The organism is Ruminococcus sp. AM42-11, from assembly GCF_003480145.1.
GTDB lineage: Bacteria > Bacillota > Clostridia > Lachnospirales > Lachnospiraceae > Blautia_A > Blautia_A faecis.
In genome coordinates, this window is record NZ_QUIO01000003.1 from 98,866 (window position 1) to 112,189 (window position 13,324).

General features: G+C 44.6%; 14 protein-coding genes. 13 read left to right on the plus strand and 1 reads right to left on the minus strand.

Features of this window, described 5'->3' with window-relative positions:
* Window positions 1-4: 4 nt before the first annotated feature.
* The 8 genes from DW904_RS03175 to DW904_RS24880 all read left to right on the plus strand — a co-directional run bounded on the left by DW904_RS03175 (window position 5) and on the right by DW904_RS24880 (window position 7,462).
* On the plus strand, window positions 5-373 hold the full coding sequence (locus DW904_RS03175; protein WP_118578036.1) for a biotin/lipoyl-binding carrier protein: 369 nt from the start codon (window positions 5-7) through the stop codon (window positions 371-373).
* Window positions 374-389: 16 nt separating this feature from the next.
* Complete coding sequence (locus DW904_RS03180; protein WP_118578037.1) at window positions 390-1,538, plus strand: sodium ion-translocating decarboxylase subunit beta; 1,149 nt, start codon at window positions 390-392, stop codon at window positions 1,536-1,538.
* 87 nt (window positions 1,539-1,625) lie between these two features.
* Window positions 1,626-3,038 carry an oxaloacetate decarboxylase subunit alpha gene (locus DW904_RS03185; RefSeq protein ID WP_118578038.1) on the plus strand — a complete coding sequence of 471 codons (1,413 nt, stop codon included), beginning with the start codon at window positions 1,626-1,628 and terminating at the stop codon, window positions 3,036-3,038.
* A 175-nt stretch (window positions 3,039-3,213) separates the two neighbouring features.
* Window positions 3,214-4,491 (plus strand): NAD(P)/FAD-dependent oxidoreductase, encoded by a 1,278-nt coding sequence (locus tag DW904_RS03190; RefSeq protein WP_118578039.1) that lies wholly within the window; start codon window positions 3,214-3,216, stop codon window positions 4,489-4,491.
* A 60-nt stretch (window positions 4,492-4,551) separates the two neighbouring features.
* Window positions 4,552-5,220 (plus strand): (d)CMP kinase, encoded by a 669-nt coding sequence (gene cmk, locus DW904_RS03195; protein WP_118578040.1) that lies wholly within the window; start codon window positions 4,552-4,554, stop codon window positions 5,218-5,220.
* Window positions 5,221-5,222: 2 nt separating this feature from the next.
* Window positions 5,223-6,092, plus strand: coding sequence for a 4-hydroxy-3-methylbut-2-enyl diphosphate reductase (gene ispH, locus DW904_RS03200; RefSeq protein ID WP_118578041.1), 870 nt, complete (start codon window positions 5,223-5,225; stop codon window positions 6,090-6,092).
* Entirely contained in the window at window positions 6,073-7,152 is a 1,080-nt protein-coding gene (gene rpsA / locus DW904_RS03205; RefSeq protein WP_118578042.1) for a 30S ribosomal protein S1, read from the plus strand. The genes ispH and rpsA overlap by 20 nt, the downstream gene beginning before the upstream one ends.
* A 259-nt stretch (window positions 7,153-7,411) precedes the next feature.
* Window positions 7,412-7,462 carry a hypothetical protein gene (locus DW904_RS24880; RefSeq protein WP_308768383.1) on the plus strand — a complete coding sequence of 17 codons (51 nt, stop codon included), beginning with the start codon at window positions 7,412-7,414 and terminating at the stop codon, window positions 7,460-7,462.
* 72 nt (window positions 7,463-7,534) lie between these two features.
* Here the strand turns inward: DW904_RS24880 and DW904_RS03215 are convergent, their stop codons facing one another.
* A complete protein-coding gene (locus DW904_RS03215) occupies window positions 7,535-8,557 on the minus strand; it encodes a ribonuclease H-like domain-containing protein (RefSeq protein ID WP_227200514.1) in 1,023 nt (340 codons plus the stop codon).
* Between the two features lie 132 nt (window positions 8,558-8,689).
* On the opposite strand from DW904_RS03215, the gene DW904_RS03220 reads away from it, so the two are divergent.
* The 5 genes from DW904_RS03220 (at window position 8,690) to DW904_RS03240 (ending at window position 13,322) form a co-directional block, all read left to right on the plus strand.
* The gene (locus tag DW904_RS03220; protein ID WP_173715973.1) at window positions 8,690-9,580 is read left to right on the plus strand and encodes a hypothetical protein; all 891 of its coding nucleotides are present in this window, start codon (window positions 8,690-8,692) and stop codon (window positions 9,578-9,580) included.
* Between the two features lie 100 nt (window positions 9,581-9,680).
* Window positions 9,681-11,006 (plus strand): electron transport complex subunit RsxC, encoded by a 1,326-nt coding sequence (rsxC, locus tag DW904_RS03225; protein ID WP_279254381.1) that lies wholly within the window; start codon window positions 9,681-9,683, stop codon window positions 11,004-11,006.
* Between the two features lie 17 nt (window positions 11,007-11,023).
* Window positions 11,024-12,004, plus strand: a complete 981-nt coding sequence (locus DW904_RS03230; protein ID WP_118578045.1) for an RnfABCDGE type electron transport complex subunit D — start codon at window positions 11,024-11,026, stop codon at window positions 12,002-12,004.
* Window positions 12,001-12,615 (plus strand): RnfABCDGE type electron transport complex subunit G, encoded by a 615-nt coding sequence (locus tag DW904_RS03235; protein ID WP_118578046.1) that lies wholly within the window; start codon window positions 12,001-12,003, stop codon window positions 12,613-12,615. The genes DW904_RS03230 and DW904_RS03235 overlap by 4 nt, the downstream gene beginning before the upstream one ends.
* On the plus strand, window positions 12,612-13,322 hold the full coding sequence (locus tag DW904_RS03240; protein WP_118578047.1) for an electron transport complex subunit E: 711 nt from the start codon (window positions 12,612-12,614) through the stop codon (window positions 13,320-13,322). Before DW904_RS03235 ends, DW904_RS03240 begins: the two co-directional genes overlap by 4 nt.
* The last annotated feature ends 2 nt before the right edge of the window (window positions 13,323-13,324 follow it).

Below are 13,324 nucleotides of genomic sequence, written 5' to 3' on the forward strand. Positions count from 1 at the left end.
TAAAATGAAAAGTTATACAATTACCGTTAACGGAACAGCATATGAAGTAACTGTTGAAGAGACAGGAAGCGTTTCTGCACCAGCAGCTGCAGCTCCTGCAGCTGCTCCGAAGGCAGCACCTGCACCGAAGGCAGCTCCGAAGGCAGCAGCCGGAGCAGGCGCAGTTAAGGTTGCAGCTTCCGTACCTGGAAAGGTTCTGAAAATCGCAGCAAGCGTTGGACAGGCTGTAAAAGCCGGTGACAACATTGTAATCCTGGAATCCATGAAGATGGAGATCCCGGTTGTAGCTCCTCAGGACGGAACCGTTGCAAGCATTGATGTTGCAGAAGGTGCCTCTGTAGAAAATGGAGATACCCTGGCAACAATGAACTAAGTCGGGAGGTAATAGGATGTCTTACGTAGCAGACACTTTGTCCAACCTGATCCATCAGACCGCATTTTTTAATCTGACATGGGGAAACTACCTGATGATCGTGGTTGCTTGTGTATTCTTATATCTTGCCATTGCAAAGGGATTTGAGCCTCTTCTGCTTGTTCCCATTGCATTTGGTATGCTCCTTGTTAATATTTATCCGGACATTATGGCAAATCCGGAAGACATGTCCAACGGTGTTGGTGGTCTTCTTCATTACTTCTACATCCTTGATGAGTGGAGTATTCTTCCTTCCCTTATCTTTATGGGTGTAGGTGCCATGACAGACTTTGGTCCGCTGATTGCGAATCCGAAGAGCTTCCTGATGGGTGCTGCAGCACAGCTCGGTATCTATATGGCTTACTTCCTTGCAATCTTCCTTGGATTCAATGGAAAAGCAGCAGCAGCAATCTCCATTATCGGTGGTGCAGATGGTCCGACCTCCATTTTCCTTGCTGGTAAGCTTGGTCAGACTGCTCTTATGGGACCGATCGCCGTGGCGGCATATTCCTATATGTCACTGGTTCCGATCATCCAGCCTCCGATCATGAAACTGTTTACTACTGAGAAAGAGCGTAAGATCAAGATGGAGCAGCTTCGTCCTGTATCCAAGCTTGAGAAGATCCTCTTCCCAATCGTAATCACAATCGTTGTCTGCATGATTCTTCCGACAACAGCTCCTCTGGTTGGTATGCTTATGCTTGGTAACCTGTTCAGAGAGTGCGGCGTTGTAAAACAGCTTACAGAGACAGCTTCCAATGCACTTATGTACATCGTAGTTATCCTTCTTGGTACATCTGTTGGTGCTTCCACAAGTGCAGAGGCATTCCTGAATGTGGATACTCTGAAGATCGTTGTATTAGGTCTTGTGGCATTTGCATGTGGTACTTTCGGCGGTGTTATGCTCGGAAAGGTTATGTGCAAGCTTACAGGCGGCAAGATCAATCCGCTTATTGGTTCCGCCGGTGTATCTGCGGTACCTATGGCAGCCCGTGTTTCCCAGAAGGTTGGTGCTGAGGCAGATCCTACCAACTTCCTTCTGATGCATGCAATGGGACCAAACGTTGCCGGTGTTATCGGTACAGCCGTTGCTGCCGGAGCATTTATGGCTATTTACGGAATCTAATAATGATACCAGAAATTCGGATTTTTCCCGGCTTTCTATAGTGAAACCGGGAAGTCCGGATGAACTAAATAAATAAGGAGAACAATTATGGCAGAAATTGAAAAAAAACCTGTTAAAATTGTGGAAACCATTCTGCGTGATGCACATCAGTCCCTGATTGCAACCCGTATGACAACAGAGCAGATGCTTCCAATCGTTGATAAACTTGATAAAGTAGGCTACCATGCAGTTGAGTGCTGGGGCGGTGCTACTTTCGATGCAAGCCTTCGTTTCCTTCATGAGGATCCGTGGGAAAGACTTCGTAAATTACGTGCAGGATTCAAGAACACAAAGCTGCAGATGCTTTTCCGTGGCCAGAACATTCTTGGATATCGTCCATACGCTGATGATGTAGTAGAGTATTTTGTTCAGAAATCTCTGGCAAATGGTATCGATATCATCCGTATTTTCGACTGTATGAATGACCTTCGTAACCTTCAGACTGCTGTACATGCTGCAAACAAAGAGCATGGCCATGCACAGGTTGCTCTTTCCTATACACTTGGTGATGCGTATACTCTTGAGTACTGGACAAACATTGCGAAACGTATCGAGGAAATGGGTGCAGACTCTATCTGTATCAAAGATATGGCCGGCCTTCTTCTTCCATATAAGGCAACTGAGCTTGTTACAGCCCTGAAAGAGACTGTTAAGATCCCGATCGATCTTCATACACATTACACCTCTGGTGTAGCTTCCATGACTTACTTAAAAGCTGTTGAAGCTGGTGTTGATATCATCGATACTGCAATGTCTCCATTTGCACTGGGTACTTCCCAGCCTGCAACTGAGGTTATGGTTGAGACCTTCAAAGGCACTCCATATGATACCGGATTTGATCAGCAGCTTCTTGCTGAGATCGCAGACTACTTCCGTCCAATGCGTGACGAGGCTCTTGAGAGCGGCCTTCTGAATCCGAAGAACCTTGGCGTAAACATCAAGACTCTTCTGTATCAGGTACCAGGTGGTATGTTATCCAACCTTACTTCCCAGCTGAAAGAGCAGCATGCAGAAGACAAGTTCTATGATGTTCTTGAGGAAGTTCCGCGTGTACGTAAAGACCTTGGTGAGCCGCCGCTTGTTACTCCGTCTTCTCAGATCGTTGGTACACAGGCTGTATTTAACGTTCTCATGGGCGAGAGATACAAGATGGTTACCAAAGAGACAAAAGATGTTCTCAGCGGAAAATATGGTGCTACAGCAAAACCATTCAATCCAGAAGTTCAGAAGAAATGTATCGGTGACACACAGCCGATCACATGCCGTCCGGCAGATCTTCTTGAGAATGAGCTGGGCAAACTTGAAGGCGAGATGGCACAGTATAAAGAGCAGGATGAGGACGTTCTGTCCTATGCACTGTTCCCACAGGTTGCTACTGACTTCTTCAAGTATCGTCAGGCTCAGGAGAAAAAGGTGGATGAGACGGTTGCTGATACCAAAAACGGAGCATATCCGGTTTAATCAGTGAGGAATAATTTGTCAGTGTCTGGCCTATAGACACTTTGCTGACAAAAATAATGAAAGACACGTGCAGAGAAGCCTTTTGCACGTGTCTTTTTGAAAAATATAAGTAAAATTTGTGTAACTTTCGGTAGTTACTGAATAGTTGCAAATCTGTTTTATGAAAGGTATGTAAATGAGTAAAATACTGATCATAGGCGGCGGTGCTGCCGGAATGATGGCCGGTGTTTATCTGGCAAGGGCAGGACATGAGGTTCACATCCTGGAGAAAAACGAGAAACTTGGAAAGAAAGTGTATATTACAGGAAAAGGCAGATGCAATGTTACAAATAACTGTGACACGGAAGAACTGTTCCGGGCAGTTATGTCTAACCCGAAATTCCTGTACAGTGCTTTCTATTCTTTCACGCCCCAGGATGTAATGGAATTCTTTGAAGAAGCGGGAGTTCCACTGAAGACAGAGAGAGGCAACCGGGTTTTCCCTGTGTCTGACCATTCTTCAGATATTATCCGCGGTCTGGAACGGGAACTTAAGAAAGCTGGTGCCCATATCCATCTTCGCACAGAGGTGAAAACGGTGAAGGTCAGTCCCTATGAGGAACCGGACGTGGATGAGAAAAAGGCACATCACAGCCGGGTAACAGGTGTAGAACTGGCAGATGGAAGTTTTATGGAGGGCGATCATGTTCTGGTTGCCACTGGAGGACTTTCCTATCAGTCAACAGGCTCCACAGGTGATGGCTATCGCTTTGCAGAGGAAACCGGCCATAAAGTAAAGGCGCTTTCTCCGTCACTGGTTCCTCTTAAGACAAAAGAGGATTATATCCCAAGACTTCAGGGACTTTCCTTAAAAAACACCGAACTTACGATTAAGTCAGGCAAAAAGGTGCTCTTCCAGGATTTTGGTGAGATGATGTTCACCCACTTTGGCGTGACAGGCCCCATGATTTTATCTGCAAGCGCACATATTGGCAAACAACTGCAGAAATCCGGAGAATTGAATGCTTATCTGGATCTGAAGCCTGCCCTTACCATGGAACAGCTGGATGCCAGGATTCTGCGGGAATTTGAGGCAGGACAGAATAAACAGTTTAAGAATGTGATCGGCGTACTTTTTCCATCATCCCTTACACCTGTCATGCTGGAACTGGGTGGTATTTCTCCGGAAAAAAAGATACACGATATTTCCAGGGAAGAAAGAATTCACTTTGAAGAACTGGTGAAAGCTTTCCCATTTACCATCAATGGAATGGGAGAATATAAAGAAGCAGTTATTACAAGAGGCGGTGTTTCTGTGAAGGACATTCAGCCGGGAACTATGGAATCCCGAAAGGTAAAAAATCTCTATTTTATTGGAGAAGTGCTTGACCTGGATGCGGTAACCGGTGGCTATAATCTTCAGATTGCCTGGTCAACTGCGTATCTGGCAGCCATGGCATTGAAAAATGGATGAAAATCTGTTATAAATGTAAGAAGTGAAAAAACTGCGATTTAAGAGGAGGTAACAGAGAAAATGGGATGTAACATTGCCATTGACGGGCCGGCAGGAGCAGGCAAAAGCACAATTGCAAAGAGAGTGGCAAAGGAGCTGTCTTTTATCTATGTAGATACAGGCGCTATGTACCGCGCCGTAGCACTTTATCTGCTGAGAAATGAAATTGACGGAACAGATGCGGAAGCAGTTGCAGATAACTGTCAGAGCGCTGAGGTTTCCATTCGATATGAAAATGGAGAGCAGGTTGTAATTCTTAACGGTGAGAATGTAAATCAGTATATCCGTACGGAAGAGGTTGGAAACATGGCATCCAAAACATCTGCAAACCCGGCGGTAAGGGCACATCTTCTCAATCTTCAGAGAAATCTGGCAGCAAAGAACGATGTTGTAATGGATGGCAGGGATATTGGAACTGTAATTCTTCCGGACGCACAGGTGAAGATTTATCTTACTGCCAGCGTGGAGACCAGAGCTAAGAGGCGTTATGATGAATATCTTGCCAAGGGCGAGGGTGCTGATCTTGAAGAAATCAAGAAAGACATTGAAAACCGGGATCATCAGGATATGACAAGAGAGATTTCCCCGCTCCGGCAGGCTGAAGATGCCGTGCTTGTAGATTCTTCTTTCATGAATATTGACGAAGTTGTAGCTGCAATTCTCGGAATCTACAAAGATAAGGTGGAATAACCATGGAAGTGAAGGTTGCGAAAACAGCAGGCTTTTGTTTTGGCGTACAGCGTGCTGTAGACAAGGTTTACGAGCTAATCGGCAGTTGTCCTGACAGGCTTTTTACCCTGGGTCCAATTATTCATAATGAAGAAGTAGTGAATGATCTGGAAAAGAAGGGGGTCAGAGTGGCATCTGAGGATGATCTGAGAACACTTCCTGAGGGCAGCACGGTTGTGATCCGCTCACATGGTGTGGGAAAAGAGGTTTATGACCATCTGGAAGAATACGGACTTTCCTATGTGGATGTAACCTGTCCCTTTGTTCTGAAAATTCACCGGATCGTAGAGAAAGAGAGCAGGGCAGGCGCCCATATTGTGATCATAGGAGACCCGGATCATCCGGAAGTTGTGGGAATCTGCGGCTGGTGCATGGGACCTTACACGGTAATTCGAACCGAGCAGGATGCACTGGATTTTGTGTTTCCGGCCGACAAAAACATATGTATTGTGTCTCAGACAACATTTAATTATAATAAATTTAAAGATTTAGTTGAAATTCTTTCAAAAAAGAGGTATGATAATACTGTTTTAAATATTCTTAATATTTTAAACACTATTTGTAATGCTACCGAAGAACGGCAGAGAGAAGCAAAGAGCATAGCCGGAGAGGTAGACACTATGTTAGTCGTAGGAGGCAGGCATAGTTCCAATACTCAAAAGCTGTTTGAAATATGTAAAAAGGAATGTGAAAATACTTACTATATACAAACACCTGTAGACTTGGATTCAGATATGTTCCAATGCAGTAGTTATGTAGGTATTACAGCAGGGGCTTCAACCCCAAAGAAAATTATTGAGGAGGTTCAAGAACATGTCAGAATTAAGTTTTGAACAGATGCTGGAAGATTCCGTAAAAACAATCAGAAATGGAGAAATCGTACAGGGAAAGGTCATCGATGTGAAAGAAGATGAAATTATCCTGAATATTGGCTATAAAGCTGATGGTATTATCACCAAGAGTGAATATAGCAATGATCCTTCCGTAGTACTCACAGACGCTGTACATGTAGGTGACTCCATGGAAGCCAAAGTGCTTAAGGTAAACGATGGCGAAGGCCAGGTTATCTTAACCTACAAGAGACTTGCTGCAGAGAAAGGCAATAAACGCCTTGAGGAAGCATTCGAGAATCAGGAAGTATTAAAAGCTCCTGTAACTCAGGTACTTGATGGTGGATTATGTGTTAACGTTGAGGAGACACGTGTATTCATTCCTGCAAGCCTTGTTTCCGACACATATGAGAAAGATCTCAGCAAATATGCTGATCAGGAGATTGAGTTCGTTATCACAGAGTTCAATCCAAGAAGACGTCGCATCATTGGTAACCGCAAACAGCTTCTTGTTGCTGAGAAAGCTAAGAAACAGCAGGAGCTTATGGAGCGTATCCATGTTGGCGATACAGTAGAGGGTGTTGTTAAGAACGTTACAGATTTTGGTGCATTCATCGATCTGGGCGGCGCTGACGGACTGCTTCACATCTCTGAGATGTCCTGGGGCAGAGTAGAGAACCCGAAGAAAGTCTTCACAGTTGGTGAGACTGTAAAGGTTATGATCAAAGATATCAAGGGCGAGAAGATTGCTCTTACAATGAAATTCCCAGAGGAGAATCCATGGCTTACAGCTGCTGAGGATTTCGCTGTTGGAAACGTAGTAACTGGTAAAGTTGCACGTATGACAGACTTCGGTGCATTTGTTGAGCTTGCACCTGGCGTAGATGCACTTCTTCATGTATCTCAGATTTCCAGAGAGCACGTTGCAAAACCATCTGATGTGCTTACAATCGGACAGGAAATCCAGGCTAAAGTTGTTGATTTCAATGGCGAAGACAAGAAGATCAGCCTTAGCATGAAAGCTCTTGAGGCTCCGGCTGAGGAAGAGTCTGTAGAGGAATAATTTAACCAAGAGGGAAGTGTTGTGCATTTCTCTTATCCCATGTAACTAACCGCCATTCACAGGATTTGTGAATGCGGTTAGTTTTGATATCATGAATATGATGTTGATAAAAAGACATTGTCTGTTAGAGCGTGTCTGGAAAAGGCTTTCTGCAAGATGTGCGTCACAATTTGCGGGAGATTTTGTCCGGATGAAGGCGCCGTAGCGAGCTACGACAACCGAATTCGGGTGAATCTCCCGCAAGTGGGGTGTTCAGATTGTGGGAATGATTTTTCAGATACGCTCTGGGGATGATGTCTTTTTTACGTGAGATTTTATATGCTTTGGAAGTTAGAGTATGTTTGAAAAAGGTTTTGGGAATTTTGAAATATAGGTTGAAAGTTTATTTTAATTTCCAAAATAAATATTCCAGGGTATGTATTAAATATTGCTTTTGCTTTTCTTCATTTTCCAGAAATTCCTCTGTGCATGGAAACCAGGTATAACAGGTCTCTCTTGTAGCAGATTTTTTCAGTCCTTTTTCCATAAATTTGCTAATAGATTTAGGGACTGCCATGTCCTCTCCGGGCAGATAATCATAACTTTTGTAATCACTGTAATATTGGCGGATACGGCCATTTAAAGGCTTTACAAGGAGGCTTACCAGGTTGTCCTGACCTGTAATATAGAATTCTTCTGTGCCGTTAGAAAAGGAAGCGGGCAGGCTGTAATGGGGGTTTATCTGCAAAATCAGATTGTCCCCGTCAAAATCAGTTCCGCGAACAGTAAATGCACCATCCCTGAGCGCAAGATACCCCATCATCTTAAACACATCTCCAAGTCCGAGAAGATCTTCCATATTGTGTCCCATAACCGTATCCAGGTCTGTCTGCTCCTGGTGTGCCATATATTTTTTATAGATTTTAATGCATTCCCCGCCATTACAGTAAATGCGCTTCTGTTCTCCTAGAAAGGCTTCCATCTGTTCCTGCTTTAACCCTGGGAGCTTTAAAAATCCCTTCAGAGGGCGAAGCACTTTATATAGGTCAAAAGAAGAAATCCCCTCAAAAGGATCTGGTAGCTCATAGAATTTATAACGAGCCTGAAGGTAAGGCTGATCAAAAGAATCTCCATTGTATTGGATGGTACAGCTGAAATTTTTTATAAATTCTGAAAAAAACTCCAATAATGCTTTTTCTTCCCGGAAATCGGGTGCAAGCCACTGATATAGCTGCCAGGAACCAGATTCATAGCAAACTGCACCAATTAAATATAAAAAAGATGAATTTCGTCCCAATCCAGTGGTTTCAATATCATAAAATAATGGTGAAAAATTGACATCCTCAGCAGCATTTCCAGATAAATTTTTAACAGTCTCAAAGTCCGGAAAACCTTGTAAAATCGGCATTTTTTTAACAATCAGCATGTTTATACTCCTTTCATGGATTGTATTTAATTATACACAATTTTTTTATTTTTAGGTAGTGAATTTTTTCATAAAATGCGGTATAGTAGAATGTATAGAATAGTCAGAATATATAAAGAAAAGGAGAAACCTATGTGGGATTTAGCAATTAATGGAGTGGATTTCTATCACATTGCCAATTGGTTTTACATATACAGTTTTCTTGGCTGGCTTTGGGAAACCTGCTACGTGTCTGTGCGAAAGGGCAAATTGATAAACAGAGGATTTATAAATGGTCCCCTGTGTACCATATATGGCTGTGGAGCTCTTGCTGTATACTTGATTCTTCTTCCCATCAGTGATAATCTGCTTCTTTTATTTGTGGGTGGAGTTGTAGTCGCCACTGCACTGGAATATGTGACAGCAGTGTTGATGGAGAATATTTTCCACACATCCTGGTGGGATTACAGTGATAACAAGTTTAATTTCCAGGGACGTATCTGTCTGGGCTGTTCCCTTGGATGGGGGGTGTTTACCGTTGGGCTTTTCAGAGTGCTTCATCCGGTAGTTCAGGAATTTACAGAATTGTATACCAGAAGAACTGGAGAGGTGGCTGTCTGTGTAATTACAGTCGTTTACATTGTGGATTTTGCTTTTTCTGCAGCTGCCGCTTTCCATTTGCACGAGCGTATTCCTGCATGGGAGCAGGCACTGGATCAGATGCGTGCAGAACTGCTTGTACAGGCGCGTGAGAAGATGGAGAATCTGGAGGAGAGCAGCGGACTTTCCAGAGATAGAATCAAGAAACAGTTAGAGAATAAGCTGGGACGCCTTGATGATGTTGCACTGATCAAGGAACTGGAAGAGAAGAGAACTGCTATGATGTCAGATATCTCTGAAGAGCTTCAGAAGCGTAAAGAGGCTATGGCTGGAAAGGTCAGCCACAACATGCAGCGTTTTGTAAAGGCATATCCAAATCTGAACCGTGGATATAAGCTCCATAAGAAATATGGATTTGGCAGGAAAAATAAAGACGCTGAATAAATACTCAGACAAAAGTGATATTAATAATATAAATCAAACAGACAATAAATCAGGTTGCTGCAGACAAAAGAGTCAGTGATCAATAATATAAAGGCGGTGAATATTAGTGCGATTAACTTTTAAAGGAGGCGTACACCCCTTCGAGGGGAAAGAAATGTCAAAGGACTGCCCGGTGGAGAAATATCTCCCTAAGGCAGATATGGCGTATCCATTGTCCCAGCACATTGGTGCTCCGGCGAAGCCTGTGGTTGCAAAGGGGGACCACGTGCTTGCAGGCCAGATGATCGCAGAAGCAGGCGGATTTGTATCTGCTCCTGTTCATGCTTCTGTATCCGGTACGGTGAAAGGCATCGAGAAACGTCTGACAGCTACCGGAAGTATGGTAGATTCCATTATAGTGGAGAATGACGGACTGTATGAAGAGGTGGAATTCCACCCGGCAGATCCGGCTTCGCTTACCCGTGAGGAGATTATCGGAAGGATTCGCGATGGCGGTGTAGTAGGTCTTGGTGGTGCAGGCTTCCCCACACATGTGAAGCTTTCCCCCAAGGAGCCTGACAAGATTGAATACATATTGGTGAACGGTGCAGAATGTGAGCCCTATCTTACAAGTGATTACAGGCGCATGATGGATCAGCCAGAGAAGGTTGTGGAAGGACTGAAAATCGTAGTCGGACTTTTTCCAAATGCAAAGGGTTGTATCTGCATTGAGGACAATAAGCCGGATTGTATTGCCAGAATGAAAGAACTGGCTGCCGGAGTCCCGAATATCGAAGTAAAAGAACTGATGACCAAATATCCCCAGGGTGGTGAGCGTACCCTGATCTATGCAGTGACAGGAAGAGAAATCAACTCATCCATGCTTCCAGCAGATGCCGGATGTATTGTAGATAATGTTGAAACAATATGCAGTATTTATGACGCAGTGGCACTTGGAAGACCGATCATGAAGCGGATTTTCACAGTAACTGGTAAGGGCATCAACCGTCCGGCACATTTTGAAGTCTGTACAGGAACGGATATGGCCGAACTGATCGACGCAGCCGGTGGCCTGAAGGAGCATGCCGGTAAGGTGATTTCCGGCGGTCCTATGATGGGATTTGCCATGTATGATCTTCATGTACCATGTGTGAAGACCTCTTCTTCCCTTCTGTGTATGCAGAGTGACCCGGTATCAGATGCGAAAGAGGAAGAGACAGCCTGCATTAACTGCGGACGCTGTGTAAGTGTCTGTCCCGGACATGTTATTCCGGCAAGACTTGCGACCTTTGCACAGCGCGGCGATATGGAGAGCTTCCAGAAGTTTGATGGAATGGAATGCTGTGAATGCGGCTGCTGCAGTTACATCTGTCCGGCCAAACGTCCGCTGACCCAGAGCATTAAGTCCATGCGTAAAATGGTTCTGGCAAGCAGGAAGAAGAAATAATAAGGGGGAAGAAACGAATGGAACAAATGTTTAATGTATCATCTAATCCCCATGTCCGGGCAAGGATGACCACTGCAAAAATCATGCAGCTGGTTGTCATAGCGCTTTTGCCTGCTGCCCTTATGGGAATTTATAATCATGGATTAAAGGCTCTTGCCGTTCTGGTGGTATCCACCGGTTCAGCAGCGCTTGCAGAGTGGTTATATGATCATTTTATGCACAAAAAGAACACTGTGAAGGATTTCAGTGCAGTGGTAACCGGACTTCTTATCGGCCTGAATATGCCGGCAGGAATTCCGCTCTGGATCCCGGTGCTCGGCAGTATTTTTGCAATTATTGTGGTAAAACAGCTTTTTGGCGGTCTTGGACAGAACTTTATGAATCCGGCCCTGGCAGCCCGCTGTTTCCTTATGATTTCCTTTGCCGGCAAGATGACAGATTTTTCTGTATCAGACAGCTTTAAAGGTGCAGTTGACGGTGTGACAGGCGCCACTCCTCTGGCCGCTCTTCGTGACCATGGCTTTGTGGCAGGCTCCTCCGTTCCGGTTAAGAATCTGATTTTTGGTAATATCCAGGGAACCATCGGAGAGACTTCTGTAATTGCCATCCTGATCGGTGCAGCAATCCTGCTTTGCTACAAAGTGATCAGCGCCAGAATTCCGCTGACCTATATCGGCAGCTTTGCAGTATTTGTGATCATCTACATGCTCGCTTCCGGCAAAGGCTTTGATGTAAATTATCTGCTCACCCATCTCTGTGGTGGTGGCCTTATGCTTGGTGCATGGTTTATGGCGACGGACTACGTTACAAGCCCCATTACACCAAAGGGGCAGTATGTATATGGCGTCTGTCTTGGTGTTCTTACCGGAATTTTCCGTATTTTCGGAGCTTCCGCAGAGGGCGTTTCCTATGCGATTATTTTCTGCAACCTGCTGGTACCTCAGATTGAGCGTTTCACCCGTCCGGTTGCTTTTGGAAAAGGAGGCGCGAAGAAATGAAAAATAAGATCGTAAAAGATACTCTTGCGCTGACCGTGATCACACTGGTTTCCGGGCTGCTTCTTGGTCTTGTAAACGATATTACAGCAGGTCCGATTGCAAGCCAGCAGGCGAAAGAGAAAGAAGAGGCATATAAGGCAGTATTTGCTGATGCAGCCAGCTTCGAGACAGTTACAAGCGGTGAGGATACGGATCTGGAAAGCTATCTGGATGAAAACGGTTTCAAAGCTCAGAATATTGATGAAGTCATGCTGGCAAAGGATGACCAGGGAAATGAACTTGGCTATGCCTTTACCGTAACAACCTCAGAAGGCTATGGCGGGGACATTCAGTTTGCCATGGGCGTTCAGGATGATGGAACTCTGAACGGAATTTCCATTTTATCCATCAGTGAGACCGCTGGTCTTGGTATGCGTGCAACTACAGATGATTTTAAAAATCAGTTCAAGGATAAGAACGTAGAGAAATTTACCTACACAAAAACTGGTGCCACCTCTGATGATGAGATCGATGCTTTAAGTGGTGCGACAATTACCACAAATGCCATGACAAATGGCGTCAATGCAGGACTTGCCGCATTCCGTTATGAGAAAGGGGGCAGCCAGAAATGAAAAAGAATACACCATCTGAACGACTGATAAATGGTATTATCAAAGAAAATCCTACTTTTGTGCTGATGCTTGGTATGTGTCCAACACTGGCCATCACCACATCTGCAATCAATGGTATCGGAATGGGACTTACCACAACGGTGATTCTGGCAGCATCCAACCTGATGATCTCCCTGCTCCGTAATTTTATTCCGGACAGTGTGCGTATGCCTGCTTACATTGTTGTTGTAGCATCCTTTGTAACAATTGTGCAGATGCTTCTCCAGGGCTTTATCCCGTTTTTGTATTCTTCCCTTGGAATTTACATTCCGCTGATCGTTGTAAACTGTATCATCCTGGGAAGAGCAGAGGCTTATGCATCCAAGAACAAACCAATTCCCTCACTTTTTGATGGTATTGGAATGGGACTTGGATTTACTTTAAGCATCACCTGCATCGGAGCAGTACGTGAGCTGATCGGTGCCGGCAGTATTTTCGGCAAACAGATCCTTCCTCTTGCAGACGCTGCAGCAGGAAAAATGGGCTATGAGCCGGTAACCATCTTTATTCTTGCACCTGGCGCATTTTTTGTCCTTGCATTTTTATCTGCGCTTCAGAACAAATTCAAGATTGGTGCTGCAAAACGGGGCATCGATCCAAGCAATCCGGATTGCAAGGGTGGCTGTGCTTCCTGCGGAAATTCCATGTGTTCGGGAAAAAGGGGGTAAGA